20 protein-coding genes and 1 riboswitch are annotated in these 26,386 nt (G+C 67.1%); of the genes, 9 read left to right on the top strand and 11 right to left on the bottom strand.

Going from position 1 to position 26,386, the window contains the following annotated elements; translation table 11 throughout:
- Nucleotides 1-193: 193 nt before the first annotated feature.
- Nucleotides 194-1,042 (bottom strand): hypothetical protein, encoded by an 849-nt coding sequence (locus VG543_RS20530; protein WP_019660074.1) that lies wholly within the window; start codon nt 1,040-1,042, stop codon nt 194-196.
- A gap of 116 nt (nt 1,043-1,158) precedes the next feature.
- A complete protein-coding gene (locus VG543_RS20525) occupies nt 1,159-2,052 on the bottom strand; it encodes an Hsp33 family molecular chaperone HslO (protein ID WP_021204702.1) in 894 nt (297 codons plus the stop codon).
- 77 nt (nt 2,053-2,129) lie between these two features.
- On the opposite strand from VG543_RS20525, the gene mtgA reads away from it, so the two are divergent.
- From mtgA to VG543_RS20510, 3 genes are read left to right on the top strand one after another with little or no spacing between them, the layout of a single operon-like run.
- Nucleotides 2,130-2,879, top strand: coding sequence for a monofunctional biosynthetic peptidoglycan transglycosylase (gene mtgA, locus VG543_RS20520; protein WP_134732307.1), 750 nt, complete (start codon nt 2,130-2,132; stop codon nt 2,877-2,879).
- A 46-nt stretch (nt 2,880-2,925) separates the two neighbouring features.
- A complete protein-coding gene (locus VG543_RS20515) occupies nt 2,926-3,945 on the top strand; it encodes a glycosyltransferase family 2 protein (RefSeq protein ID WP_423179053.1) in 1,020 nt (339 codons plus the stop codon).
- On the top strand, nt 3,905-4,336 hold the full coding sequence (locus VG543_RS20510; RefSeq protein ID WP_019660070.1) for a CBS domain-containing protein: 432 nt from the start codon (nt 3,905-3,907) through the stop codon (nt 4,334-4,336). Before VG543_RS20515 ends, VG543_RS20510 begins: the two co-directional genes overlap by 41 nt.
- A 487-nt stretch (nt 4,337-4,823) precedes the next feature.
- Here the strand turns inward: VG543_RS20510 and VG543_RS20505 are convergent, their stop codons facing one another.
- From VG543_RS20505 to VG543_RS20490, 4 genes are all read right to left on the bottom strand, one after another.
- Nucleotides 4,824-6,797, bottom strand: a complete 1,974-nt coding sequence (locus VG543_RS20505; protein WP_423179052.1) for an AsmA family protein — start codon at nt 6,795-6,797, stop codon at nt 4,824-4,826.
- A gap of 83 nt (nt 6,798-6,880) precedes the next feature.
- The gene (gene trhA / locus VG543_RS20500) at nt 6,881-7,519 is read right to left on the bottom strand and encodes a PAQR family membrane homeostasis protein TrhA (protein ID WP_019660068.1); all 639 of its coding nucleotides are present in this window, start codon (nt 7,517-7,519) and stop codon (nt 6,881-6,883) included.
- Nucleotides 7,520-7,672: 153 nt separating this feature from the next.
- Nucleotides 7,673-9,277 carry a peptide chain release factor 3 gene (locus VG543_RS20495; protein ID WP_019660067.1) on the bottom strand — a complete coding sequence of 535 codons (1,605 nt, stop codon included), beginning with the start codon at nt 9,275-9,277 and terminating at the stop codon, nt 7,673-7,675.
- 66 nt (nt 9,278-9,343) lie between these two features.
- Nucleotides 9,344-10,228 carry a M23 family metallopeptidase gene (locus VG543_RS20490; RefSeq protein WP_423179051.1) on the bottom strand — a complete coding sequence of 295 codons (885 nt, stop codon included), beginning with the start codon at nt 10,226-10,228 and terminating at the stop codon, nt 9,344-9,346.
- 147 nt (nt 10,229-10,375) lie between these two features.
- A riboswitch (SAM riboswitch) is annotated at nt 10,376-10,494 on the top strand.
- A gap of 77 nt (nt 10,495-10,571) precedes the next feature.
- Here VG543_RS20490 and metX point away from each other — a divergent pair.
- From metX to VG543_RS20475, 3 genes are read left to right on the top strand one after another with little or no spacing between them, the layout of a single operon-like run.
- Nucleotides 10,572-11,603 carry a homoserine O-succinyltransferase MetX gene (metX, locus tag VG543_RS20485; RefSeq protein WP_312544005.1) on the top strand — a complete coding sequence of 344 codons (1,032 nt, stop codon included), beginning with the start codon at nt 10,572-10,574 and terminating at the stop codon, nt 11,601-11,603.
- Nucleotides 11,600-12,835, top strand: a complete 1,236-nt coding sequence (locus VG543_RS20480) for an O-succinylhomoserine (thiol)-lyase (protein ID WP_111098789.1) — start codon at nt 11,600-11,602, stop codon at nt 12,833-12,835. The genes metX and VG543_RS20480 overlap by 4 nt, the downstream gene beginning before the upstream one ends.
- Nucleotides 12,832-13,899, top strand: coding sequence for a homoserine dehydrogenase (locus tag VG543_RS20475; protein ID WP_423179049.1), 1,068 nt, complete (start codon nt 12,832-12,834; stop codon nt 13,897-13,899). Before VG543_RS20480 ends, VG543_RS20475 begins: the two co-directional genes overlap by 4 nt.
- A 107-nt stretch (nt 13,900-14,006) precedes the next feature.
- Here VG543_RS20475 and VG543_RS20470 read toward each other — a convergent pair whose 3' ends face one another.
- On the bottom strand, nt 14,007-15,002 hold the full coding sequence (locus VG543_RS20470) for an alpha/beta fold hydrolase (RefSeq protein ID WP_019660062.1): 996 nt from the start codon (nt 15,000-15,002) through the stop codon (nt 14,007-14,009).
- 217 nt (nt 15,003-15,219) lie between these two features.
- Nucleotides 15,220-16,602 (bottom strand): L-serine ammonia-lyase, encoded by a 1,383-nt coding sequence (locus tag VG543_RS20465; protein ID WP_021202030.1) that lies wholly within the window; start codon nt 16,600-16,602, stop codon nt 15,220-15,222.
- A 100-nt stretch (nt 16,603-16,702) separates the two neighbouring features.
- Between VG543_RS20465 and VG543_RS20460 the strand changes: the two genes are divergently transcribed.
- Nucleotides 16,703-16,933: a glutaredoxin family protein gene (locus VG543_RS20460; RefSeq protein WP_058981142.1), complete on the top strand. Its 231-nt coding sequence runs from the start codon at nt 16,703-16,705 to the stop codon at nt 16,931-16,933.
- Nucleotides 16,934-17,004: 71 nt separating this feature from the next.
- Here the strand turns inward: VG543_RS20460 and VG543_RS20455 are convergent, their stop codons facing one another.
- Genes VG543_RS20455 through VG543_RS20445 form a run of 3 tightly spaced genes read right to left on the bottom strand, consistent with a single transcriptional unit; the run spans nt 17,005 to nt 18,796 of the window.
- Entirely contained in the window at nt 17,005-17,577 is a 573-nt protein-coding gene (locus VG543_RS20455) for a YceI family protein (RefSeq protein ID WP_134734745.1), read from the bottom strand.
- Between the two features lie 3 nt (nt 17,578-17,580).
- Nucleotides 17,581-18,153 (bottom strand): cytochrome b, encoded by a 573-nt coding sequence (locus VG543_RS20450; protein ID WP_329848991.1) that lies wholly within the window; start codon nt 18,151-18,153, stop codon nt 17,581-17,583.
- Nucleotides 18,154-18,163: 10 nt separating this feature from the next.
- On the bottom strand, nt 18,164-18,796 hold the full coding sequence (locus VG543_RS20445; RefSeq protein WP_312544000.1) for a YceI family protein: 633 nt from the start codon (nt 18,794-18,796) through the stop codon (nt 18,164-18,166).
- Between the two features lie 164 nt (nt 18,797-18,960).
- Between VG543_RS20445 and VG543_RS20440 the strand changes: the two genes are divergently transcribed.
- Both VG543_RS20440 and VG543_RS20435 read left to right on the top strand, forming a co-directional pair.
- Nucleotides 18,961-22,506: an ATP-binding protein gene (locus VG543_RS20440; RefSeq protein ID WP_423179047.1), complete on the top strand. Its 3,546-nt coding sequence runs from the start codon at nt 18,961-18,963 to the stop codon at nt 22,504-22,506.
- Between the two features lie 96 nt (nt 22,507-22,602).
- Nucleotides 22,603-26,130 (top strand): ATP-binding protein, encoded by a 3,528-nt coding sequence (locus VG543_RS20435; RefSeq protein ID WP_423179046.1) that lies wholly within the window; start codon nt 22,603-22,605, stop codon nt 26,128-26,130.
- Nucleotides 26,131-26,386 lie beyond the last annotated feature (256 nt).

Here is a 26,386-nt window from a genome sequence, read left to right as displayed (position 1 = left end):
TGACGATGTCTCGTTTGTTAGCGCAAAGTGACGAAAAAAGTTCTCGTTGATGTGTATCACAGTGTGTCGGCATGCGTTGCGCGGTATCCAGTACGCCGAAAAGCGCGCTGCGTGTATCACGAGCGCGCACATGCAACGGGCGCCTTTCGGCGCCCGGAAGAAGTCATTGCAGTGAAGACCCACGTGGGCCGGGTCAGAGATCCTGTTCGTAACGCACGTACGGCACGGTGCCGTCGTCATTGCTTTCATTGCGCGGGGAGAACGGATTCTTGCCCCGGCTGATCACGTTCTCGGCGCCAACGGTCAGCTGGCCGGACCACGGGGTGCGCCAGGTCAGGCCGATGCCCAGGCCTTCCCACTTGCCAGGCTTGCCCGGCACGTCGATCACGCGGCCGATGATGCTGCCGGTGAAATTGCCGTACCCGGCGCCAATGCTCAGGCTTTTGCTGTCCCAGCGGTCGGCGATGGACGGCGCTGCGTCGGCCAACGGTACCAGCCGCGCCTTGGCGTAGGTACCGGCAATCGAGACAAAACCCTCGCGGCCGATGTTCTTCTGCGCGAACACGGTCAGATCGTTCTGCTCGGCGCGCAGCGAGGGTGTCTTGTTCGGGCCGGACAGCCACGCCGGCAGGGTTTCACGGCCCGTGCCCGCGGTGATGCCGAGGCGGCCGCTGCCGCGGTTCAGCGCGGCAGTCCCGGTGAAGCGGCGGCTGTTGAGGTCGTCATCGTCACCCAGGCTGGCCAGCATGCAGTGACTGGCCAGGCCGCTCATGCTGGTCCCGCTGCTGCTGTTGCAGAGCAGGCCCAGCGAATCGCCGGAGGACAGGCCGAAGGCCGCATCCAGCGAGTTGCGGCCGAAGTGCCAGCGGGCGCCGGCAGCCTGTTCACCGGTGGGCTCCAGGTACAGCAATGCCTCGACCTTGCCGCTGCCCTTGTTCCATACCGGCAGCACGGTCCGGGTGTCCTTGCTCTGCGCGTGCGCGCCCGTGATCGCGCCAAGGGCGATCAGCAGGGCCAGCGGTAGACGCAGGAAGGTACGCATCGGACCAGTTCAGACAAGGGCGGACAACGGAAGTTCCCGTAGAGACGGGAACTTGATCGTAGGGTGTTTATGAATTCTTAACAAGCCTTGATCCCCCCAGATGCAAGACAAGCTGTTCACTGAAGCCGTTCTGGCGCCGGTACAGTCCCCTCGGCACCGTGGAACAGTATGCCGAACTCCGTCAAAGGAAAGTGATACTCCCGCCCGCAGAATTCGCAACGGACCTCGACGGCGCCGGTGTCCGCGGCCGCGGCACGTGCCTCGTCCTCGCCCAGCGACTGCAGCATCGATGCGACCCGCTCGCGGGAACAGGAGCAGGCGAAGGACAGCGGCTTGTCGCCCATCAGTTCCGGCTTCTCCTCGTGGAACAGGCGGTGCAGCAGCTGCTCGGCCGGGGTGGCCAGCAGTTCGGCCTTGCCCAGGGTCTCGAACAGGGCGCTGGCACGCGCCCAGCCGTCCTCGTCACCCTCATCGCCTGGCAGCTTCTGCAGCAGCAGGCCGGCGGCGCCATTGCGGTCGGCGGCCAGCAGCAGGCGCGTCGGCAGCTGCTCGGACTGGCGGAAGTAGTCCTCGAAGGCCTCGTCCAGCTCCGGTGCGGTCAGTGCGACCAGGCTCTGGTAGCGCTGCGGCTCGCGCGGGTCCAGGCCCGGGTTTTCGATGGTGATCGCGAGAAGGGCGTCATCACCCAGGCTGGACAGGTCGCGCGGCGCATCGGCCCCCTCGCTGAGCTGGGCGATGCCGCGCAGGGTACCGGCGGCGGTGCATTCGGCGAACAGGGTGCGCAGGGCGGTGCTGCTACGCAGCTGGATCGACAGGCGCCCATCGATCTTGGTATGGCCAGTGAACAGCGCCGAGGCAACACAGGCCTCGCCGAGCAGTTCGGCAGCGGTGTCCGGGTACGCGGCGTGGGACAGGATTTCCTGCCAGGTGGCCTGCAGGCGCACGTGGACGCCACGGACGCCAGCGTCGGGCAGCAGGAAGCGGATCAGGGAATCGGGGTTGGCGGTCATCGGCTCACATCGCGCGTAAACGGGGGCGGTTGCCGGATAATGCGCCGACAACCAGATAGAAGAAGGATGCACCAGTAATGGGGGCAGGGGGAGAGCAGCACAAGGTGGAAGCCGTAGCAGAAGGCCCACGCCGCAGGCGCTGGCGCTGGAAACGGCTGCTGTGGCTGCCGGTGTTGCTGGCGGCCTTCAGCTGCCTGCAGGTGCTGGTGCTGCGGTTCATCGACCCGCCGGTATCCACGGTCATGCTGTGGCGCTATGGCGAGGCGCTGGGCGAGGCCGATTGGTCCTATCGCCTGCATTACCAGTGGCGCGACCTGGACCAGATGGCGCCGAGCCTGCCGATCTCGCTGGTGGCGGCCGAAGACCAGCGCTTCCCCGTCCACAATGGCTTCGACCTGCAGGCCATCGAGAAGGCCCGCGACCACAATGCCAAGGGCGGGCGGCTGCGTGGCGCCAGCACGATCAGCCAGCAGGTGGCCAAGAACCTGTTCCTCTGGCAGGGCCGCAGCTGGATCCGCAAGGGGCTGGAGGTCTGGTACACCGTGCTGATCGAAGCGCTGTGGCCAAAGGAGCGCATCCTGGAGATGTACGCCAACATCGCCGAGTTCGGTGATGGCGTGTACGGAGCTCAGGCGGCGGCGCAGAAGTTCTGGGGCAAGGACGCGGCCAGGTTGAGCCCGGCCGATAGCGCGCGGCTGGCGGCGGTGTTGCCGGCGCCGCGGCGCTACAACGCGGCAAAGCCAGGGCCGTACGTGCAGCGGCGTGCGGCCTGGATCCAGCGCCAGGCACGGCAGCTGGGTGGGGCCGCGTACCTTTCGGAAGAGTGAGCGCGCGCTGCCTGATCTGCGGGCGGCGGCAACGTACAATCCGGGCATGACCCGCGAACGGCTTACTTTCGTCATCGCCGCCTACAACGAGGCCCTGGCATTGCCGTTGCTGCATCCGCGGTTGTGCGCGGTGCTCGACGCGCTGCCCGAACTCGACGGCCACATCCTCTATGTGGACGACGGCAGCCACGACGACACCTGGGAGGTGATCGCCAGGCTGGCCGAGGGCGATGCGCGCATTTCGGCGCTGCGGCTTTCGCGCAACTTTGGCAAGGAGGCAGCGCTGACCGCCGGGCTGGACCTGGTGCGCGAAGGCGCGGCGATGATCCTCGACGCCGACGGCCAGGATCCGCCGGAACTGGTGCCGCAGTTCGTCGCGCGCTGGCGTGAGGGCCATGACAACGTGTATGGCACGCGCATGGCCCGCGACGGCGAGGCCTGGATCAAGCGCGCCACGGCGGCGATGTTCTACCGGGTGATCGGTCGTCTGTCACGCACGCCGATCCCGGCCGATACCGGTGATTTCCGCCTGCTGTCGCCGCGTGCGCTGAGCGCGCTGCGCGAGATGCGTGAGCGCCACCGCTTCATGAAGGGGCTCTTCAGTTGGGTGGGTTTCAAGCGGATCGCGGTCCCCTATCACCGCCATGCGCGCGTGGCCGGCACCAGCAAGTTCAGCCTGTGGCGGCTGTGGAACTTCGCGCTGGAGGGCATTACCGGCTTCTCCACCGTGCCGTTGCGGGCGGCGACCTACCTGGGGCTGGCAACGGCGGCGGTGGCCTTCGTATTCGGTGTGTGGGTGATCATCAAGGCGGCGCTGTATGGCGACCGGGTGGCGGGCTGGCCGACGATGATGGCGGTGATCCTTTTCCTGGGCGGGGTGCAGCTGATCGCGCTGGGCCTGATCGGTGAGTACCTGGGGCGGCTGTACGAAGAGTCCAAGCAGCGGCCGTTGTACCTGGTTGACACGTGGCTAGCATCCGCCGTGGCAGACTCTGCCCTGCAACCCACCCTTGGAGGGCAGGCAGATGACCACGGTACGGCAACTGTTGGACGGCAAGTCTCCTGAAGTGCATGCGGTCGCGCCGGAGGCGGCGGTGATCGATGCGATCCGGCTGATGGCGGAAAAGGGTATTGGTGCGGTGCTGGTGATGGAGGGGCCACGGCTGGTCGGCATTCTTTCCGAGCGCGATTACGCGCGCAAGATCGTGCTGCGTGATCGTTCCTCACGAGATACGGCGGTGGCCGAGATCATGACCGCACAGGTAGTGACGGTCTCGCCGGGCGAGCAGGTGGAGCATTGCCTGCAGCTGGTGACCGACTACCGCATCCGCCACCTGCCGGTGGTGGAAGGCGCGCAGGTGCTGGGGGTGATCTCGATCGGCGACCTGGTGAAGTCGGTGATCGATGCGCAGCGGCGCGAGCTGGACCAGCTGCAGCAGTACATCGTCGCCGGGTGAGGGTGTCGCTGGCGGGCCTGCGGCCCGCCGGCCCGCTTTTTGAAGCCAGAGCCAGAGCTGAGAGCAGCGCCTTCCTGTCCTGCGGGGAGGCGGAGGGCATGGGCGTGCAGGACACGCCGTGAACCCATCCATGGGGGCTCGATGGCGCCATCCATGGCGCCAACGGTCCTGCACGCCCATGCCCTCCGCCTCTGGACACATTTCTGCGAGCGCGGTGCGTACATGCGCGGTGCCTCGCCTTTTGTAGGTGCCAACCTTGGTTGGCAACAGCTTTTGACTTTGCTTTTTTCTTTTGACTTTGAATTTCCGCTCTCGTTCCGCGCGCGCAGGAAACTGTCGGGAGGGGGACGGGTGACGCAGGCAGGACCGTTGGCGCCATGGATGGCGCCATCGAGCCTACAGGGACGTACTTGCGGCGTGTCCTGCCTGCGTCACCCGTCCCCCTCAAGCCGCGATCAATGCAGGCGCCGCGAACAACGCTGTAAACCTACTTCGCATACTGCCCGCCGCAGTCGGCATCCTTCCCCGGCCCCAGTTCGATCGTCGCCAGCAACGCCGCCGGCGGCGCGATGCTGCCCAGCGCCAGGGCCACGGCGCCACGAATACCCAACGCCTTGAAGTCGGGCCGGAATGACGGGTCCTTGAAGGTGCCACTGATGTGCAGCGGAGAACGCAGTACCAGAATGCTCCTGTCCTTCGGGCGAGGCTTCAGCAGCAGGTCCAGGGTCTCGTCGCGCAGGCTCACCGTGCCTTCGCCGATGAGGATCGTGTCGGTGGTGTCCACCGCCATCGCCTGGCTGGTCATCAGGCCGTCGCGCACGCCGAAGTCGGCGAAGGCGCAGCGCAGGGGGATCTGCTTGTCGCCGGTCACCAGGAATTTCAGCGATTCGGTGATGTCCAGCCCCGCCAGTTCCATTACCAGGTTGCCGACATGGCCGCGGCCCATCGCCAGGCCGACCTTGCCACTGCTGCTGCCGAGCATTGCGGCGACCGAGTTGCCGTGGCCGCTCAGGTCCACCTCGCCGCCGATGCCACCCTTGGCCTGTTCAGCCAGCTTGGCGTCAGGGAACAACTGGCCCAGCTGCACGCCGCGCACGCTGGCCTTCAGCGCGGTGCTGATCTGCGGACGGCGCGCGTCCATGCGGATCGTGCTGCGGATGTCGCCGCCGGCGACGCCGAAGTTCAGCGGGTCCAACCGCAGCACGCCGTCATCCAGCAACAGGTGCGCATCCATGTCGTCCAGCGGCAACGAAGGGGCGTTGATGCGGTGGGCCTTCCAGCGCACGTCGGCATCCATGGCGCGCAGCTTGCCCAGGTTGTAGGGCGTGTCGGGCAGCACCCGTGCACGGGCGGCAATCCGTGCGGCCTCGGCCTTCTGCTCTGCGTTGGCCGTTTCGCCGCCGCCGGTTTTTGGCGGGGCGCCGACGAAGCCGGCAAGGTCATCAAAGTCCAGGCGCCTGGATTGCAGCGTGGCGGTCAGCCGTGGACGATCGCGTCCCACCTCGAACTGCAGGTTGCCCCCCAGGTCGCTGTCGCCGACCTTGCCAGTGAAGCTGTCGTAACGCCAGACGTCGTGGTCGCGTTTGAGGCGTCCGTTCAACGCATAGGGCGGTGAGGGCGGGATGGCGATGCCGAGCAGAGGATAGAGATCGGCCAGGTCCTGGCCGCTGAGCGCGAACTGCAGGTCGAACACGCGCAGCTGGAAGGGGTTGGTCAGCGTGCCACTGGCGACTGCGTGAGTGGCGCCGGCCCGGCCATCGAGATGGATGCGGAACGGGTGGTCGCTGTCGGTCAGTTCCAGGGGGGATTCAGTGCCGCCGCGCAGCGTGAACGGATTGCCCTGCCAGCGGCCTTTACCCTGCACCAGCAGCGGTGGCGCAGTGTCGGCCTGCTTCGGTTGGCCGCTGCGCACGTCCACGAGGATGTCGGTGCGGCCCAGCGTGTCGAGGAACTGCAGGCGACCGTCGTCGATGCGCAGCCGCTTGAGTTGGGGGCTTGCCCCACCGGTGCTGCTGCCGAGGAAATCCCAGTTGCCCGGGTCTCCCTTGCGCGGTGCGGTTTCCAGCAGCACATCCGGCCGGGTCAGGCGTACTTCGGGCAGCTGCACGCTGCCGCGCAGCAGGGGCCACATCCGCACATCGATCTCGACGCGGTCCGCCGTGGCCATGGCGGGCTGTTTTGCCCAGCTGGCATTGGCGAAGGTGATGGCATCGGCGCGGATCGTGCTGGTGCGGCCGAGGTCGACATCCAGGTTCCCGATGTGCAGTGCGCGGCCGGTGCGTGCCTGCACCGCACGCTCCACGGGCCCCTTGAACCAGTTCCAGTCCCACAACGCGAACAGCACCAGTATTGCCGCCAGCATGAAGACCAGGATCGTCAGCCAGCGCCGGCCACGTGGGCCGGGACGGCGGAGGCGCCAGCGGTGTGTGCGCTTTGCAGCAGTGGAGGCGGCAGCATTCACGCTGCCATGGTTGCCCCCTCTTCGTGGACAGGGCGCGAAGCGTCCATGTGCATGGCGTGCACGCGCTGCGTTCGAGCGGTCGTTTACAACACCTGCATGGTGACCGCGACAAAGTGGCAGACACTGCCGCCGATCACGAACAGGTGCCAGATCGCATGCGAGTACGGGATCGATTCACGGTGGTAGAAATAGGTGCCCAGCGTGTACGACAGGCCGCCGGCAAACAGCCAGGCGAGGGTGCCACCGTCGATCGAGGCCCACATCGGCTTGATCGCCACGATCACCAGCCAGCCCATGGCGATGTAGATCACCGTGGAGAGCACCTTGAAGCGGCCGGTGTAGAACAGCTTGAACACCACACCCGCCAGCGCCAGCGCCCATATCGCAGTGAACAGGCCCCAGCCCCACGGACCGCGCAGGCCGATCAGGGTGAACGGGGTATAGGTGCCCGCGATCAGCACGTAGATCGCGCAGTGGTCGAACACCTTCAGCCGGCCCTTGGCGACCGGATGCTGGATGGCGTGATACAGGGTGGAGGCGGTGTACAGAAGCAGCAGCGCGATACCGAATACGATCGCGCTGGCCAGCTGCCAGCCGTCGCCGTAGATCGCAGCCAGGGTGATCAACACCGCACTGGCGGCCAGGGCGAATACCGCGCCCAGGCCATGGGTCAGGGCGCTGGCGATTTCTTCACGGATCGAAGCAATAGACGTCGTGGACATGGGCATGGGCGTTGTTCGCGGGGAGGGGGACCCGCGTCCCCCTATCATCGCCGCGATGGCCGCCATGTGCACGCCCGTCACCGTATGGGGGATGAATCCGCGCCTATCCACGCATGGCGTGGATCTACCAGGCGCGGATCCGCCTCCGTGGCATCAGCCCACCGAAACGGTATGCGCCGCTTCGCGGGTGGCCGAGAAGCGCACGTCCGGCGAGCGTTCCTGCGCCAGCTGCAGGTTGACCCGGGTCGGCGCCAGGTAGACCAGGTGCCCGGCCGCATCCAGGGCCAGGTTCAGCGCGTTCTTCTCGCGGAATTCTTCCAGCTTCTTCTCGTTGCTGCAGTGGACCCAGCGCGCGGTGGTCACACTGACCGGCTCGAAGGTGGCTTCCACGCCGTACTCGTCCTTCAGGCGGTAGGCGGCCACGTCGAACTGCAGCACACCCACCGCACCCAGGATCAGGTCGTTGCTGGTGAGGGGGCGGAAGAACTGGGTTGCGCCTTCCTCGGACAGCTGGGCCAGGCCCTTCTGCAGCTGCTTGAGCTTGAGCGGATCGCGCAGGCGTGCGCGACGGAACAGTTCCGGGGCGAAGTTGGGAATGCCGGTGAAGGTGACCGCTTCGCCTTCGGTGAAGGTATCGCCGATGGAGATGGTGCCGTGGTTGTGGATGCCGATCACATCGCCCGGCCACGCCTCGGCCGCGATCTCGCGATCGCTGGCCATGAAGGTCAACGCGTTGGCCAGCTTCATTTCCTTGCCGGTGCGCACGTGGAAGGTCTTCATGCCGGCGCTGAAACGGCCCGAGCAGACCCGCATGAAGGCCACGCGGTCACGGTGCTGCGGGTCCATGTTGGCCTGGATCTTGAACACAAAGCCGGTCAGCTTGTTCTCTTCCGGTGCGATCTGGCGGCCGGTGGTGGAGCGCGCCTGCGGCGATGGCGCGTGCTCGACGAAGAAGTCCAGCAGTGGCTGCACGCCGAAGTTGTTCACGCCCGAGCCGAAGAACACCGGGGTCTGCTTGCCGGCGCGGTAGGCGTCCAGGTCGAACGGGTGGCTGGCGCCCTGCACCAGTTCCAGCTCGTCGCGCAGGTCGGCCAGCATCTGTGCACCGATCTTCTCGGCCAGGCCGGGGGCATCGATGGACGGGAAGATGGTGGAATCCTGGCGGGTGAAGTTGCGGCCCGGCTCATACAGGTGCACTTCGCCGGTCAGCAGGTGCACCACGCCCTTCAGGCGCTGGCCCATGCCGATGGGCCAGGTGACCGGGGCGCACTGGATGCCCAGCACGGTTTCCACTTCATCCAGCAGCTCGATCGGGTCCTTGCCCTCGCGGTCGAGCTTGTTGATGAAGGTCATGATCGGGGTGTCGCGCAGTCGGCAGACTTCCATCAGCTTGATGGTGCGCTCTTCCACGCCCTTGGCCACGTCGATCACCATCAGCGCCGAGTCCACTGCAGTCAGCACGCGGTAGGTGTCCTCGCCGAAGTCGGCGTGGCCGGGGGTGTCGAGCAGGTTGACGATCTTGCCTTCGTACGGGAACTGCATCACCGAGGAGGTGACTGAGATGCCGCGCTCCTTTTCCAGTGCCATCCAGTCGGAGGTGGCGTGGCGGGCGGCCTTGCGGCCCTTGACCGAACCGGCCATCTGGATCGCGCCTCCGAACAGCAGCAGCTTTTCGGTCAGCGTGGTCTTGCCGGCGTCAGGGTGGGAAATGATGGCGAAGGTGCGGCGACGCGACGCTTCGTTGGCGACTTCGGACATGGCAGTGGCGCCCGCCCGGGGCGCTATTCAAAGAGATAAGCGCCCGATTATACCGGCCGGGGCCGGTCAGCGCCCGGTACCGCCGTCTGCTTCGCCCTGGCGGGCGAACTGCAGCTGCCCCTGCTCGGCGAAGATGCGCACCGGCACCGAGCGCAGGCCCATGCCGCGGTTGACCTGCACCACGAAGTGCAGGTGCGGCGCAGTGCTGTAGCCGCTGTTGCCGGACAGGCCGATCGGTTGCCCGGCTCCCACCGCCTGGCCGCGGCGCACGCGCATGCCGCCGTCCTGGAGGTGGCCGTACAGGGCCATGCTGCCGTCGCTGTGCAGCACGCGGATGAAATTGGCACGGGCACCATCGCGCACGCGGTCCTGGCCATTGCCACGGAAGCCATCCTGGATCTGCATCACCGTGCCCTCGCGCGCGGCCAGCACCAGGGTGCCCTCCGGCAGTGCGAAGTCGACCGCGTCGCGGTTCTCCTCGTCGTCATGGCTGAATCGCCCCTGTGGCGCCTGGTCCACACGCAGGCGGGCCGCATCGAACGGCAGGCGATAGGCGACATCTTCGGCCTGTGCGGCCGGGTTGCCCGGCACCGACTGCAGTCGCAGATCCAGCATGCGGCCCTCGATCGGGGCGGGCAGGTGGCCGACCACCAGGCTGCTGTCGCCCTGGATGAGCGACTCGACCGGGAGGCCTTCGACCGGGTGTCCGGGGGCGGCGCGCAGCTGGATCTGCAGCGGCCCTGCCAGCCCGTTGTCGATCCGCGCCTGCCATTGCGTACCGACCGGCTGCAGGCGCAACTGGGCCATGGGGGCGGCGCCCTCGGCACTGCCTGCGCGGGTGGCACGGGCGGAAGGGGGAGCCAGTCCCCAGCCCTGGCGCCAGTCGCCGGCGTGTGCGGTCGCGCTCGCCAGCAGAGGCAACAGCAGGCAGGACAGGGGCAGGCGCGGCATCGGCGTTTCCAGCGAGAGGACCGCCGGGACTGTACCCGATCCTGAACGGGGCGACCGGGACGGCCCTCGCAGAGTGGCCCTGAAAATATCTATCGCTTTATCCGCATGAAGGGATTGACAGTGCCGGAAAGGGCTGGCATCGTGACTCCACCATCGAGACCGGCAGAGGGACAGGCCCTTTGAAGCCGGGGCAGCCCGCAGGCGCGCAAGCGTCTGCGTAGGTGCCAAATCCTGCGGGGACCGTGGCGTCCACCGAAAGATGGTTCGAACCATGCACCGCACGTGCATCTCGAACGCGGGCCCCGCGAAGGCTCGATGGCCGATTCCCCAACCGGATCCCGCCATGAGCTTCGCCGCCAGCACCGCCATTCGCCCCGAACCCTTTGTCCCCGTCAGCGTGCCGGTCGCAGACCGCGTGCATGCCGAGCGCGGCGAGTTCGCCGCAGTGTTGTCGATGCGTCACGCAGGTCCCAGTCCGGTGCGCCTGCGCTACGAATGGGTCGGCCCGGCCAATGCGCCGGTGGTGGTACTGGCCGGTGGCATTTCCGCCCATCGCCACGTGGCGTCCAATGCACAGTTCAGCGAGAAGGGCTGGGCCGAAGGCCTGGTCGGCAGCGGGCGCGCGCTGGATCCGCAGCTGCTGCGCGTGCTGGCCGTCGATTTCGTCGGTGCCGACGGTGCGCTGGACGTGCCGATCGATACCGCCGATCAGGCCGACGCATTGGCGCTGGTGCTGGATCATCTCGGCATTCGCGCGCTGAAAGCCTTCGTCGGATATTCGTATGGCGCGCTGGTCGGCCAGCAGTTCGCGATCCGGCATCGTGCCCGCGTGCGCCAGTTGGTGCTGGCCAGCGGTGCGCATCGTCCGCACCCTTATGCCGCCGCCTGGCGCGCATTGCAGCGTCGCGCGGTCGCGCTGGGCCAGCTGCAGTGCGGCGAAGACCACGGCCTGGCCCTGGCGCGGCAGTTTGCCATGCTCAGCTACCGTACCCCGGAAGAATTCGGCGAGCGCTTCGATGCCGCACCGGAAGTGATCAATGGCCGCGTGCGCGTGGCTGCCGAAGACTATCTCGACGCGGCCGGCGCGCAGTACGTCGCGCGCACGCCGGTGACCGCTTACCTGCGCCTGTCCGAATCGATCGATCTGCACCGCGTCGACCCGGCCGCGATCCTGCCGCCGACCGTGGTGGTGGCCGTGGAGGGCGACCGCCTGGTGCCGCTGGCCGACCTGGTCGGCCTGGTCGAAGGGCTGGGCCCGCGCGGCAGCCTGCGCGTTCTGCGCTCGCCCTATGGCCACGACGCCTTCCTCAAAGAAACCGATCGCATTGACGCGATCCTCGTCACCGCCTTCCGTACTTCTGGAGAGTCCGCATGAGCCTGCACGCCAACGAGCCGTCCTGTAGCCGCACCACTGCCGCTGTCCGTGCCGGCATCGATCGGGACACTGCGCATGGCGCGGTCACGCCGCCGATCGTGCTGTCGTCGAACTTCAGCTTTGAAGGTTTCGGCAACAAGCGCCAGTACGACTACACGCGCAGTGGCAACCCGACCCGCGACCTGTTGGGCGAGGCGCTGGCGGAACTGGAGGGCGGCGCCGGTGGCGTCATCACGGCGACCGGCATGGGCGCGATCAACCTGGTGCTGAACGCACTGCTGCAGCCGGGCGATACCCTGGTGGTGCCGCACGATGCGTACGGCGGCAGCTGGCGCCTGTTCAATGCGCTGGCCAGGAAGGGCCACTTTGAACTGGTCACCGCCGACCTGACCGATCCGCGTGCACTGGCGCAGGCGTTGGCCACCCAGCCGAAGCTGGTGCTGGTCGAAACGCCGTCCAACCCGCTGCTGCGCATCACCGACCTGCGCTTCGTCATCGATGCCGCGCACAAGGCCGGCGCACTCGTGGTGGTCGACAACACGTTCCTGTCGCCAGCGCTGCAGCAACCGCTGTCGTTCGGTGCGGACCTGGTGCTGCACTCCACCACGAAGTACATCAACGGCCACAGCGATGTGGTGGGCGGGGCAGTGGTCGCGCGTGATCCGGCACTGCACGAGCAGCTGGTGTGGTGGGGCAACGCGCTGGGCCTGACGGGTTCACCGTTCGATGCCTTCCTGACCCTGCGCGGCCTGCGCACGCTGGATGCGCGCCTGCGCGTGCACCAGGAAAACACCGCGTCGATCGTTGCCCTGCTGGACCAGCATCCGGCGGTCGGCCGCGTCTATTACCCGGGGCTGGCCGATCACCCAGGCCACAGCATCGCCACGCGCCAGCAGAGTGGTTTCGGTGCGATGCTCTCGTTCGAACTGGCCGACTGCGAAGGCGACGATCCGCATGCCGCAGTGCGTGCATTCGTCGATGGACTGCGCTGTTTCACGCTGGCCGAATCACTGGGCGGCGTCGAAAGCCTGATCGCGCATCCGGCCACCATGACCCACGCCGCGATGAGCGCCGAAGCGCGAGCCGCTGCCGGCATCAGCGAAGGCCTGCTGCGCCTGTCGGTCGGCATCGAGGCCGAGCGTGACCTGTTGGCCGATCTCGGCGCCGCTCTGCAGCGTGCCGAAGCGGTGATTGATGCGGCTGCGCGCCGCAAACAGGCGGTGGATGCATGAGCGCGCTCGCCGCAGAGATTCCTGCTCTGGGCGTGGGACGACTGGCGCTGCTTGGCACCGGCACGGTCGGCTCGGCCTTCGTACAGCGCTACCAGGCGTTGCAGGCACGTGGGCTGGAACTGCCCAGCGTGCAGTGGCTGGCCAATTCACGCACTGCGTTGGAGATCGATCGTGACCTGGCGGTGCCGCTGGAACTGGCACGGCGTGCACCGCGCGATGGCCAGAGTTCGCCACCGTGGGCGAGTGCCGAAGGACTGGAGCGTGGCGACGTGGTGGTCGACGCCACCGCCAGCGAAGACGTAGCCGCGCGCCACGTACAGTGGCTGGCGCGCGGCGTGCACGTGGTCACCGCCAACAAGCTGGGGCGTGGTGCGCAGCTGGCACGCGCGCAGGCCATTGCCGAGCGTTGCGCAGACACGGGTGCGCGCTACGGCGACAGCGCTACCGTCGGCGCCGGCCTGCCGCTGTTGAGCAGCCTGCGTGCGCTGCTGGCCGGTGGTGATCACATCCATGCCATCGAGGGCGTGCTATCCGGTTCGCTGGCGTGGCTGTTCCATCGCTATGACGGCAGGTCGCCGTTCTCGGCGGCGGTGCGCGAGGCGCTGGCGGCCGGCTACACCGAGCCGGATCCGCGACTTGACCTGTCCGGCGAGGACGTGCGGCGCAAGCTGCTGATCCTGGCCCGCAGCAGCGGGCTGGCGCTGGATGCGTCGCAGGTAGAGGTGGATTCACTGGTGCCTGACGCGCTGGCAGCGCTGCCGCTGGAGGATGCGGTGGCGGCGCTCGAGCAGCTGGATGCGCCGTTGCAGGCGCGCTGGCAGCAGGCGCGCGACAATGGTCGTGTGCTGCGTTTCGTTGGCCGCGTTGATGCCGAGGGTGCACAGGTGGGCCTGCGTGAGCTTCCGGCCGACCATCCCTTGGCGCAGGGCGCGGGCACCGACAACCGCGTCGCCATCCATAGTGATCGCTATCGCCTGCAGCCGCTGTTGATCCAGGGGCCGGGCGCGGGTGCGGAAGTGACTGCGGCCGCGCTGCTGGATGATGTGTTGCGGATCGTCGGCTGATCGCACCGCTCCTGTAGCCGAGCCCACGCCCCACTGCTCCTGGCAGAATCCCCATCTTGCCGCATGAGCCGAGCGTGGGCTCGGCTCTACAGGGGCACGCTTGCCGGTCAGCGCGACTTCAACGCCTTCAACAGCGCGCTGTTGAACTGCTTCGGGTCCTGCACCTGTGGCGAATGGCCCAGTTCGGCGAACTCGATCAGCGTCGCGCCCGGAATCGCCGCGGCTGCCGCTCTGCCGAGTGCCGGATAGTTGCCCAGCGTCGCCTTCACCGTCGGCGGCGCCAGGTCACGGCCGATCGCGGTACGGTCCTTCTGGCCGATGAACAACGTGGTGGGTACCTGCAGGTTCTTCAGCTCGTACACCACCGGCTGGTTGAACACCATGTCCGAGGCCAGGGCCTGGCTCCATGCAACGGCCTGCTTGCCCGGCCCTTCATACATGCCTGACTGCATCCGCGCCCACGGCTCGTAGGCCGGCTTCCATTTGCCGTCGTAGTACACGTCCAGCTGGTAGCGGCGGATGCTGTCATAGCTGATGTTCATTTCGCCGGCGTACCACGCGTCCACGCTGCGCCACGGCACGCCCAGCGCCTTCCAGTCCTCCAGCCCGATCGGGTTGACCAGTGCCAGGCTGCGCAGGTCCTGTGGGAACATCAGCGCGTAGCGCACTGCCAGCATGCCACCCATCGAATGACCGACCAGGTGCACCGGCACATCACCCAGCTGCAGTTGCTGCAGCAACGCATGGGTGTTGGCGGCCAGCTGCGCGAAGCTGTACTGGTAGCGCTCGGGCTTGCTGGATTTGCAGAAACCCACCTGGTCCGGGGCGATCACCCGGTAGCCGGCGGCAACCAGGGGCTTGATCGATTCCTTCCAGGTGGCCGCGCAGAAATTCTTGCCATGCAGCAGCACCACCACGCCGATGGGCGCCTTCTTCGGCGCGATGTCCAGGTAGGCCATCTCCAGCGGCTGTCGCTGCGATTCCAGCGCGAAGGTCTTCACTGGATAGCCGTAGTCGAAGCCCTCCAGGCGCGGCCCATAGCTGGGCGCGGCGAGGGCGGACAGCGGAAGGCAGGCAAGCAGGGCGGTAGCGATCACGCGCATGGGGCAGTCCTGGGCAGGGGAGCCCCGAGCCTAACCGCAACGCAGTGATGGTGTCGTCCGACCGGCCAGGGACAACGGGGTAGAGTCGACTGGGTAGAGTCGACTGTTAGTCGACAACCTTCCCCACAACGAGCGAAAATCCCGCGCTGCGCGCGATAGTCGACTGACAGTCGGCTCTACCTGCGGCCCGGCGCCATCGCGCCGGGCCCGGTCGACCTCAACACTCGATGACGTTCACCGCCAGGCCACCGCGGCTGGTTTCCTTGTACTTGTCCTGCATGTCGCGGCCGGTATCGCGCATGGTCTTGATCACCTTGTCCAGCGACACCTTGTGCTTGCCGTCGCCGCGCATCGCCATGCGCGAGGCATTGATCGCCTTCACCGCACCCATCGCGTTGCGTTCGATGCAGGGGATCTGCACCAGGCCGCCAATCGGGTCGCAGGTCAGGCCGAGGTTGTGCTCCATGCCGATTTCCGCGGCATTCTCGATCTGGCTGGGATTGCCACCCAGTGCCGCGACCAGGCCACCGGCGGCCATCGAGCAGGCCACGCCCACTTCGCCCTGGCAACCCACTTCGGCGCCCGAGATCGAGGCGTTTTCCTTGTACAGGATGCCGATCGCTGCCGAGGTCAGCAGGAAGTCGAATACGCGCTGCTCATTGGCGCCGGGGCAGAAACGGTCGAAGTAATGCAGCACCGCCGGCAGCACGCCGGCGGCACCGTTGGTCGGCGCGGTTACCACACGGCCACCGGCGGCATTTTCTTCGTTCACCGCCAGTGCGTACAGATTGACCCAGTCCAGCGTGGTCAGCGGATCGCGCATTGCCGCTTCCGGCTTCGACGACAGCTCGCGGTACAGCGCCGGCGCACGACGGCCCACCTTCAGGCCACCCGGCAGCACGCCTTCCTCGCGGATACCGCGCGCCACGCAAGACTGCATTGCGCTCCAGATCTCGCGCAGCTGGGCACGAATCTCGTCTTCGCTGCGCCAGCACTTCTCGTTCTCGAACATCAGCTGGGCAATGCTCAGGCCGCTGCGTGCGGTCTGCGCCAGCAGCTCGTCGCCGCTCTTGAACGGGTAGGGCAACGGGGTCTCATCGGGCACGATCCGGTCGTCGGCCGCGTCGTCCTGGTTGACCACGAAGCCGCCGCCGACGGAGTAGTAATCGCGGGTAGCGATTACTTCGTCCTCGGCGTTGTAGGCGGTGAAGCGCATGCCGTTGGTGTGGTACGGCAGCTTCTGGCGCTTGTTCATGCCCAGGTCGCGCTTCTCGTCGAAAGCGATCTCGTGCTGGCCCATCAGCTGGATGCGCTTGCTGCTGCGGATGCGCTCGAGCGTAGCCGGAATGATGTCCGGGTCGATCAGGTTCGGACGCTGGCCTTCCAGGCCGAGCAGGATCGCCTTGTCGGTGCCGTGGCCGCGGCCGGTCAGCGCCAGCGAGCCATAGACATCGGCGCGGATGCGCGCGACCTCGGGCAGGCGGCCCGGATCGAGCAGCCAGCGATGGATGAATCGCTCGGCGGCCTTCATTGGCCCGACGGTGTGCGAGGAACTCGGGCCAATGCCGATCTTGAAAACGTCGAACGTGCTGACAGCCATGGATGCCGTACTGCGGGTACCGGAAGAGACCGCTATTCTAGCGGCTCACGCCGCACTTCCATGGCTGCGGCGCAGCATTTCGGCAGAGGGAGCAAAACCGGTGTTGACTCTGTTCCAGCGTGACGATTGCCACCTGTGCGACATGGCCCTGGCCGAACTGGCCAAGGCGCGGGCGCCGGAGTTCGAATCGGTGTTCCTGGATGACCAGCCGGCGCTGGAATCGCGCTACGGCGCGCGCGTGCCGGTGCTCCGCGACGAGCGCGATGACCGCGAGCTGGACTGGCCGTTCGACGCGGCCACGGTGCAGGCCTGGCTGGCCGTCGATCGGTAGTGCCGGCCGCTGGCCGGCAACCCCTCTGTTCCCGGTGATGCCGGCCAGCGGCCGCCACTACCGGAGGCGTGTTATTTCGCGTCGAACTTCACGATCGTGCTGATCGCGGTCTCATCCGGGATGGTCTTGGTATCGGCCCAGTCACCACCGCCGACGCCGAAGTCCAGGCGCTTGACCGTGGCCTTGCCCGTCAGCACCGGCTGGGCGCCCGGCTTCCAGGTGAAGGTGAGGGTGACCGGCTTGCTGACGCCACGCAGCTCGAGGGTGCCATCGGCGGCGAACTGGTCGTTGCCGACCGCGCGGAAGCCTTTGGCGGTGTAGCGCGCAGTGGCGAACTTGCCGACGTTGAAGAAGTCGGCACCCTGCAGGGTCGAGTCGCGGTCGCTGTTGCCACTCTTGGCACCGGCCAGCGGTATCACCACGTCCAGCGAGCCGGCGGCCGGATTGGCCGGGTCGAAGCTGAGCTTGGTGGCGAAGCCCGGGAAGCTGCCGGTGAACACCTCGCCGTCGTACTTGGTCGCGAACACCAGGATCGAGCCGGCGCCGGGGGCCTGCGCATAGTCGGCAGCGAGCGCCGGGGCGGTAGCCAGCATGCCGGCCAGGGCGGCGGCCACGGCGGCCGGAGTGGTCAGTTTCAGGTTCATCGGTCAGTCCTTCTGAGGGGAGGCAAGCCAGCCGCGCGGCAACATGCGGGACAGGGTCGCATCGCGCTGGAACAGGTGGTGGTAGAAGGCGGCACCGGCATGGGCCAGTACCACCGCGATCAAGAGCCAGAAGCCGTATTCGTGGATGGCATGTGACACCGCGACAACCTGCGGGTCGGGTCCGCTCAGCTTGGGCACATCCACCAGGCCGAACCAGCGGAACGGGCGCAGGCCGCTGGCCGAGTCGTACAGCCAGCCCGACAGGGGGATGGCGAACATCAGCACGTACAGCAGCACGTGGGTGGCGCTGGCGATGCATTCCTGCCAGCTGGGCACGCCCGGCACCGGCTTCGGCGCACCGGCGTACAGGCGCCAGCCCAGGCGGAACAGCACCAGCGCCAGCACCGTGATGCCGATCGACTTGTGCGCGGTATAGACCCAGAAATACTTGGGGGTCTTGGGCAGCTCGCCCATGGTCAGGCCGACCACGCCCAGGGCGAGGATCAGCAGTGCGATCAACCAATGCAGGATCTGGCTGACACTCCCCCAGGCGGCGGGGGTGTTCTTGGCGGTCATGAAAGGTCCTCTAGCGGGCCATCTTGGGGTCGGAGTGCGGAACGGGAGCGGGAGTTCCCGGGGCGTCGCTGCGGTCGAGGGTGGCTTCAGCCTCGATCCTCAACTGCACTGCATCACCGATGACGCCCGGCCAGGCGGTGATGCCGAACGCGCGCCGGCTCAGCGTGGTGCTGGCCGAGAAACCGGCGGTGCGTCGGAATGGGGGCAGGGGGTAGCGCTTGATGGCGTTGAGGGTCACGTCCAGCGTGATTTCCTGGCTGACCCCGCGCAGGGTCAGGGTGCCGATCACGTGGGCGCGCCTTGCATCGATCGGTTCGACCCGACTGGAGACAAAGTGTGCCTTCGGGAAGCGCTCACCATCCAGCAGGCTGCGCGCCAGCGTGGCCTGGTTCCATTTGGCATCACCAAGGTCCAATCGCGACACGGGAACCTCGACGTCCAGTGTGGCTTCGCGCCAGTTGTCGGGATCGAACTGCAGGCGTCCCTCACTGCCGGAGACCGTGCCCATCGCCTGCGAGTAACCGGCGTGGTCGATGGTGAACAGCACACGGGTATGCACCGGATCGAGGCGATAGGTATCCGCATCGGCCAAGGCGGGAGCGGTGGCGAGCAGCATCGGCAGCAGGGCCAGGCAGGGACGCATCGATGGCGGGCTCCGGAAGGGGACGTTGCGATCATACGCACAGCCCCCCGCCAACGTTGCGTGCATGGCTGCAACAGTTCGTGGTGGGTCCACCGGTGGAAACAGCCTGTTGCAGCCATGAACCCGGCGCTGTGTGACAATCGGGGCAGGACAGGGGGTTCAGGATGACGAGCGGTTGGCGCCTGTGGCGCCGGGGCATCGCGGGAATGGGGCTGCTGCTGATGGCATTTGCCACGGCGGCTGCGGCCCCGGACATGGCCGAGACACCGCGGCTGCGCCGTTTCGGTGCCGCCGAAGGCATGCCCTCGCGCATGGTGCTGGCGCTGGCCGAGGATCGCCAGGGCCATGTCTGGGCCGCCACCGATGGTGGCCTGGTGCGCTATGACGGTGGCAACCTGCGGGTGTGGGAACATGATCCGGAGCAGCCGGGCTCGCTGCCCGGCAACGAAATCGAGACCCTGCTGGTCGATCCCCTGGACCGCGTCTGGGTCGGCATCAATGGCAAGGGCGTGGCCCGGCTGGATGCCGACCGCGAACGCTTCAAGACCTTTGATACCGTCAACGGCCCCTGCATGAGCCAGTTCTGGACGCTGGCCTACGCCGAGGATGCACTGTGGATCGGCACCAGCGGCCATGGCGTCTGCCGTTTCGGTGAAGATGGCAGCCTGCGCTTCTTCGAGCATGATCCGGCCCGTCCCGAGGGATTGCCCAGCAATACCATCTACAGCAGCCTGGTCGATGCGCAGGGACGCCTTTGGATCGGCACCGAGGCGGGCATTGCGCGCTGGAACGGGACTGGGTTCGAGGCTGTCGCACCGCGCGAACTGGGGGCGCTGAGCGTGTTGCGCCTGAGCCGCGACCCCGACGGCTCGATCTGGGCCGGCAGCCAGAATGACGGCCTCTACCGTATCGACCCGCAGGACCGGGTCAGCCGTCCACGCTGGGCCGACAGTGCGCGCCTGCGTTCGGCGCTGGTGCTGGCTGATCGCCAGGGCGGTTACTGGGCAGGCACCTCCGATGGCCTGTTGCGCGGAGATGCCAGCATGCTGTGGCGGCTCGATGGCGACCGCGGCAGTGGTTTCCTCACTGCCCAGAGTGGTGTGCTCGATCTGCTGCAGGACCACGAGGGCGGATTGTGGGTGGCGCTGCTGACCCAGGGCCTGGCCTACCTGCCCCCGGACTGGCGCCGGTTTTCGATCTGGAACCAGCTTGACGGCAAGCCGCTGGACAGCCAGTACCTGTTGAGTGCAGCCAGCGATGGCCAGAACTACTATGTTGGCTCGGCACATGGCGTGTACCAGCTGGATGCGCAGGGAACCCTGCGGTTGCTGGCCAGCGATCGCGAGATTGGCAGCGGGGCGGTGTGGTCGGTGCTGCCGCGGCCGGACGGGCGCCTGTGGCTGGGGCGTGCCGGCCGCATCAGCGTGTACGACCCGGCCACCGGCGCGTTGCACGATTGGCGTATCGACGGGGGCGCGGACCTGCGCCAGCGCGTCGATCTGATGCGGCAGGCCCCCGATGGCACGGTCTGGCTGTCGGTGATGAACCTCGGCCTGCAGCAACGCAGTGCCGACGGCCGCATACTGCGCAGCTACCCGCTGGAGGATTTCCGCAAGACGGCCGATTCACCGATTGAGCAGATCCGCTTCGATGCCCAGGGCAAGGCCTGGGTGATGGGCGACATGGGGATCTGGCGTGAACAGGCCGGGCGCTTCGAAGCGGTGCCGGGCGTTTCGCGCGGGCTGATCTATGACCTGGTGTGGGTCGATCCGCAGCAGCTGTGGCTGGCCCGGCAAGGTGCGCTCGAGCGCTATCAGTGGGATGGCATGAGCCTGCGCCTGATCCAGCGCATTGATGGCAGTGCGGGCGTGCCGCCGGTGAGCATGGGGGGGCTGGCGTTGGCCGAAGACGGCCGCCTGTGGGCGACCACGCCACGTGGCCTGCTGCGATGGGATCCGAAAGCGCGCCGCCTGCAGCAGTTCAACGAACGCGATGGCCTGCCGGACGCCGAGTTCACCAGTCGGCCGCCGGCGGTGAATACCGACGGTCGCGTGCTGGCGGTGGCCCAGACCGGCCTGGTCGAGTTCGATGTGAATGCCGCCGATACCACGCTGCCGCCTTCGTCACTGGTGATCGCCGAGGTCCGCGTGCGGCGCGATGATGCCCGTGGCTGGCAACCGCTGCCGACCAGCGGCACGTTGTTGCTGGGGCCGGATGACCGTGACCTGCAGATTGATGCGCGGCTGCTTTCCTATGCCAACCCGCAGGGCAACCGCTACCGCTTCCGGGTGCAGGGCTACGACCAGAACTGGGTGGAGCAGGGCGGTGACGGCCAACGCACGCTGTCGCGGCTGCCGACCGGCAGCTACGTCATTGAAGTCCAGGCGGCGACAGCCAGTGGCGCCTGGACACCTTCGCAGCGGCTGCAGGTAAAGGTTTTGCCACCCTGGTGGCGCAGCGGCATGGCGATCTTCGGCTACCTGCTGATCGGCTCGTTGCTGCTGCTCATCGTGGTGTGGTCGATCCGTGCGCGGCTGCGCCGCCGCCAGCAATGGCAGTTGACCGTGCACAAGCAGCAGCTGGCGGAGCAGGCATCACAGGCCAAGAGCCGGTTCCTGGCCACGCTGGGCCATGAGGTGCGCACGCCGATGACCGGCGTGCTCGGCATGAGCGAACTGCTGCTGGCCACCCCGCTGGATCCAGTGCAGCGCAGCTATGCAGGCTCGATCCAGCAGGCGGGCAGCCACCTGCTGCGGCTGGTCAATGACGCGCTGGATCTGGCCCGCATCGAGGCCGGCCGGCTGGAGCTGGACCTGCGCCCGTTCGATCTGGCCAGCCTGCTCGACCAGGTGCAGGCGTTGATGCAGCCGATGGCAACGCAGCGCAATCTGGAGTTCCGCCGTGGGGACGATCCACCTGGGCCGATCAGCGTCAGTGGCGACGAGATGCGCGTGCGGCAGATCCTGCTCAATCTGCTGGGCAATGCAATCAAGTTCACCGAGCGCGGGCACGTCGGCCTGGCCGTGCGGCTGGAAGACAACGGTGGTGGACTCTGCTTCGAAGTGCATGACACCGGCCCGGGCATCAACGCCGAGCAGCAGGACCGCCTGTTCCATCGCTTCGAACAGGCCGATGGCCCGCGCACCGCGTCGCGCTATGGAGGCAGCGGGCTGGGCCTGGCGATCTGCCAGGAGCTGGCCGTGGCCATGAACGGGCGGATTGAAGTGGACAGCCAGCCGGGCAAGGGCGCCCGCTTCCGGGTATGGCTGCCGCTGCCCTGGAACCGGCAGGCCGCCAATGCGCCGGGCGAATTGCCGGTACTGCCGATGCTGCCGCCACTACGCATCCTGCTGGTGGAGGATGACGCGACCGTGGCCGAGGTCATCGCCGGCCTGCTGCGTGGCCGTGGCCACGACGTGGTGCACGTGCTGCATGGTTTGGGCGCGCTATCGGAGATCGCCACCGATGGCTTTGACGTGGGCCTGCTTGATCTGGATCTGCCGGCGCTGGACGGCACCGCCATCGCCCGGCAGCTGCGCACCATGGGCTATGAACTTCCCTTGGTGGCGGTCACTGCACGGTCCGACGCCTACGCCGAGACCCAGGTCCTGGCGGCTGGGTTCGATGGCTTCCTGCGCAAGCCGGTGACCGGTGACATGCTGGTGACTGCCATTGCCCAGGCGCGCGCAAAACGACAAACCGCCCTTTGAATGCGCCAGCGCCGGGCGTGAACGTCGCGACTTTCGGTTTACCATGCCGACGCCCGTAGTGCGGGAATCATCAGAAGCAGCGTGAGGAGGCAATCGGTGGTGTATCTGCGGGCGGCGATGCTGCTGCTGGTCCTCCTGTGCGGCCTGTCACCCGCTGCGGCGCAGCCGGTGCCACCGAACCCGCGCCAGGTGACGGTGTTCGACGGCTTGCCGTCCAACACCGTGAACCGCATGGCCGAGGATCGTTACGGTTACCTCTGGATCGCGACCAACGACGGCCTGGCCCGCTACGACGGGCGCAACTACCGGATCTGGCGCTCGGAAGACGGCCTGCGCGACAACCGCATCTGGACGGTGCTGGTCGATGCCCGCAACCAGCTCTGGATCGGCACCGAGAACGCCGGCCTTGTACGGATGTCGGCCGATCGCCGCCAGCTGCACTTCTACGACCGCAGCAGCCAGCCGTTGATGGGCACCAACACGGTCTGGAGCCTGGCCACCACGCCGGATGGTTCGGTCTGGTTCGGCACCCACGAAGGTGGTCTGTACCGCCTGGACAACCAGGACCGGTTGCAGCGCTTCCTGCCTGAAGCGAACAACCCGCGCAGCCTGCCGGCGGCATCGGTGCCGTACCTGGCCACCCTGGCTGACGGCAGCCTGTGGATCGGCACCAAGCATGGCGTCGCGCGCTGGACCGGCACGGACTTTGAGCGGGTCGGGGCCGGCATCATTCCCAGCCTGCTGATCAATGGCTTGACGGCCGAATCCGATGGCAGCCTTTGGATCAGCACGATGGCCGGTGCCATGGTGCGCCGTCCCGATGGTCGTTTCGAGGCACCGTCCTGGAAGCTGCCCGAAGGCGAGCAGGTGCTGGGCATGATGCTGCGCGACGAGCAGGGCGGGCACTGGCTGGACACCCGCACCGGCCTCGGCCGGGCGGTCGATGGCCAGTACCAGGCCGTGCCCCTGTACAGCGCGGTGGCACGTGGCCCGGTGCGCCCGAACTGGACAGGTGCCTACGAGGATCGCGAGGGCGGCATCTGGTTGGCCAGCACGAATGCCGGCCTGTGGCACCTGTTGCCGCGCTGGTGGCAGTTCTCGGTGCTGTCGCGGCTGGAGGACGACCCGCGCTCGCTGCGCAATGCCTTCGTGCTGGGCACCAGCCCCTCCAGCAATGGCGGCATCTGGACGGTCGGCAGCCACGGCGCGCTGGACCGCTTCGATCCGAAGACCGGCAGCATCGAACAGCACCGTACCTGGGTCAACGGCATGCACTGGCTGACCTCGGTGCGCGAGGATCGCCGCGGCCAAGTCTGGATCGGTTCCAACGACGCACTGCTGCGCTATGACCCGAAGCGGCGTGATCTGCGCCGCTGGGGCCGGGATGCCGGCGCCGACGCGACCATGGAAGGAGTCATCGAATCCATGATGACCTGTGATGGTGACAGTCTCTGGCTGATGCTGCCGTCGGGGCTTCAGCAACGCGATCTGGATGGGCGCCTGCGGCGCCAACTGGATAATGGCCAGCGTGGATTGCAGCAGGGCCAGCTCAATCTGGACGTGGAATGCGGGCCACAGGACCATATCTGGCTGGCAAGCAGCCGTGGCCTGCTGCAGTGGCTGCCGGAAAGCGAGCGTTTCCAGCCGGTGCCGGGTGCGCCGGCGACCGCGATCCATGCACTGCACGTGGGCACCGATGGCCAGGTCTGGCTGTCCGAAGATGGCCGCCTGTCGCGCTACCGCTGGAGCCAGGGCCGGCTGGAGCGGCAGGCCGTGGTCGGTGCAGAGCAGGGCTACCCGGCGATCTCCGCCTCGGGGCTGGTGGTCGATGCGCAGGGGGTTGCGTGGGCAACCAGTGCGCGTGGCCTGGTGCGCATCGGGGCCGACGGCCAGAGTGTGCGCCTGTATGGCGTGCACGATGGCCTGCCGAGCCAGGAATTCCGCGAACACACGCTGGTGATGTCGGCAGACGGTCATCTGGTGGCAGGTACACCGGCCGGTGTGGTGGTGTTCGACCCGAAGCAGGTACGTCCGTCGATGCGGCGTGCGCCGCTGGTGATCGAGCGGGTGGAGGTGCGCCGCAACGAGCAGGTGCTGGACCTCACCCACGACGCGCCGTTGCAGATCGCCGACGGCGACCGCGATCTGCGCATCGTCGCGCGCCTGTTGTCGTTCGCCGATTCGGCGTCCAACACCTATCGTTACCGCTTGGCCGGCTATGACCCGGACTGGGTGGAAGTGGGGCCGGCCGGTGAGCGCTTGTTCTCGCGGCTGGCACCGGGCAGCTATCGGCTGGAAGTGCAGGCGCGGTCGGCTGACCATGTCTGGTCACGTGTGCAGAGCCTGGAATTCCGCGTGCAGCCACCGTGGTGGCGCAGCTTGTCCGGCCTGTTGATGCTTGCCTCGTTCGCGCTGCTGCTGACCAGCTGGTTCGCCTGGCTTTACCGTCGGCGCCTGCAACGTCGCCACGCCTACCAGCTTGCGCTGCACAAGCAGGAACTGGCCGAACAGGCGTCGGCGGCCAAGACCCGCTTCCTGGCCAATCTTGGCCACGAGATACGTACACCGATGACCGGTGTGCTGGGTATGAGCGAGCTGCTGCTGGCCTCGCCGCTGGATCCGCAGCAGCGTGGCTATACACAATCGATCCGCCATGCCGGCGAGCACCTGCTGCATCTGGTCAACGATGCGCTGGACCTGGCGCGGATCGAATCGGGCCGCCTGGAGCTGCAGCACAAGCCGTTCGCACTGGGCAGCCTGCTGCAGGACCTGGCCGCGCTGATGGGGCCGTTGGCGGCGCAGAAGGGCCTGCGTTTCACGCTCGACAACCAGCTGCCCGCCGGCCTGCAGGCCAACGGCGATGCAATGCGGGTACGGCAGATCCTGTTGAACCTGCTCTCGAATGCGGTCAAGTTCACCAGCCGCGGCACCATCACCCTGCACGCCCGCAGCGACGCCGAACTGCGATCGCTGCATTTCGAAGTGCGCGACACCGGCCCGGGCATCAGCCAGGAACAACAGCAGCGCCTTTTCCGCCGCTTCGAGCAGGCCGATGGCGCACGCACCGCTGCACAGTACGGTGGCAGTGGCCTGGGCCTGGCAATCTGCCGCGAACTGGCGCATGCCATGCAAGGGCGGATCCAGGTGGAGAGCCAGCTCGGTCGTGGCACCTGCTTCGGCGTGACGTTGCCGTTGCCGATGGTGGTCGATGCCCATGCCGAGGCAGAGGGTGATACGCACCGCCAGGAAGCGGCCAACATGCCGCCATTGCGGGTACTGCTGGTGGAAGACGACGCGACCGTGGCCGATGTGATACGCGGGCTGCTGAGTGCGCGTGGGCATGAGGTGGTGCATGCAGGCCATGCGCTGGCGGCGCTGCGCGAGATCAGTGCCGGCGATTTCGAAGTCGGCCTGCTGGACCTGGACCTGCCGGGCCTGAGCGGTTTCGAACTGGCCCAGCACCTGCGCAACCAGGGCTACATGCTGCCGCTGCTTGCCGTGACCGCGCGCACCGATCCGGACCTGCAGCAGCAGGTGGAAGCGGCCGGCATCGGCGGTTTCCTGCGTAAGCCGGTGACCGGTGAACTGCTGCTGGAAGCGATCGCCAGGGCGATGGGCAGGTAGGGTTTATTGCAGGGCTTGCAGCCCTGCACCTGCTGCAAGCCGGAGCAACAGCAACAGCCGAAGCAAAAGCTGGCGTCCTGTGGGATGGCGGGGTGGATCCGTTTGCGGGAGACGCCGTAAACCCATCCCTGAAGTGACCCCCGGGAGTTGGACGCCAGATCCAACCCCGAGGGATACATGAACAGATATGACGCTCGTTTCAAACTGCAGGTTGCCAAAGAGGCCTGCAAGACCTCCACATCAGTCAAAGCCGTTG

This window comes from Stenotrophomonas sp. CASM101 (assembly GCF_049384845.1).
Lineage (GTDB): Bacteria > Pseudomonadota > Gammaproteobacteria > Xanthomonadales > Xanthomonadaceae > Stenotrophomonas > Stenotrophomonas hibiscicola.
The sequence above is the reverse complement of the archived record's forward strand: the minus strand, read 5'-3'. Positions and strand labels throughout refer to the sequence as shown.

Coding starts and splice junctions, on each gene's coding strand:
- trhA (WP_019660068.1), bottom strand. CDS start 7,519: ATGTCCACGACGTCTATTGCTTCGATCCGTGAAGAAATCGCCAGCGCC.
- VG543_RS20470 (WP_019660062.1), bottom strand. CDS start 15,002: ATGCGCGTGATCGCTACCGCCCTGCTTGCCTGCCTTCCGCTGTCCGCC.
- VG543_RS20475 (WP_423179049.1), top strand. CDS start 12,832: ATGAGCGCGCTCGCCGCAGAGATTCCTGCTCTGGGCGTGGGACGACTG.
- mtgA (WP_134732307.1), top strand. CDS start 2,130: ATGGGGGCAGGGGGAGAGCAGCACAAGGTGGAAGCCGTAGCAGAAGGC.
- VG543_RS20440 (WP_423179047.1), top strand. CDS start 18,961: ATGACGAGCGGTTGGCGCCTGTGGCGCCGGGGCATCGCGGGAATGGGG.
- VG543_RS20465 (WP_021202030.1), bottom strand. CDS start 16,602: ATGGCTGTCAGCACGTTCGACGTTTTCAAGATCGGCATTGGCCCGAGT.
- VG543_RS20495 (WP_019660067.1), bottom strand. CDS start 9,277: ATGTCCGAAGTCGCCAACGAAGCGTCGCGTCGCCGCACCTTCGCCATC.
- VG543_RS20490 (WP_423179051.1), bottom strand. CDS start 10,228: ATGCCGCGCCTGCCCCTGTCCTGCCTGCTGTTGCCTCTGCTGGCGAGC.
- VG543_RS20445 (WP_312544000.1), bottom strand. CDS start 18,796: ATGCGTCCCTGCCTGGCCCTGCTGCCGATGCTGCTCGCCACCGCTCCC.
- VG543_RS20510 (WP_019660070.1), top strand. CDS start 3,905: ATGACCACGGTACGGCAACTGTTGGACGGCAAGTCTCCTGAAGTGCAT.
- metX (WP_312544005.1), top strand. CDS start 10,572: ATGAGCTTCGCCGCCAGCACCGCCATTCGCCCCGAACCCTTTGTCCCC.
- VG543_RS20525 (WP_021204702.1), bottom strand. CDS start 2,052: ATGACCGCCAACCCCGATTCCCTGATCCGCTTCCTGCTGCCCGACGCT.
- VG543_RS20530 (WP_019660074.1), bottom strand. CDS start 1,042: ATGCGTACCTTCCTGCGTCTACCGCTGGCCCTGCTGATCGCCCTTGGC.
- VG543_RS20455 (WP_134734745.1), bottom strand. CDS start 17,577: ATGAACCTGAAACTGACCACTCCGGCCGCCGTGGCCGCCGCCCTGGCC.
- VG543_RS20515 (WP_423179053.1), top strand. CDS start 2,926: ATGACCCGCGAACGGCTTACTTTCGTCATCGCCGCCTACAACGAGGCC.
- VG543_RS20480 (WP_111098789.1), top strand. CDS start 11,600: ATGAGCCTGCACGCCAACGAGCCGTCCTGTAGCCGCACCACTGCCGCT.
- VG543_RS20450 (WP_329848991.1), bottom strand. CDS start 18,153: ATGACCGCCAAGAACACCCCCGCCGCCTGGGGGAGTGTCAGCCAGATC.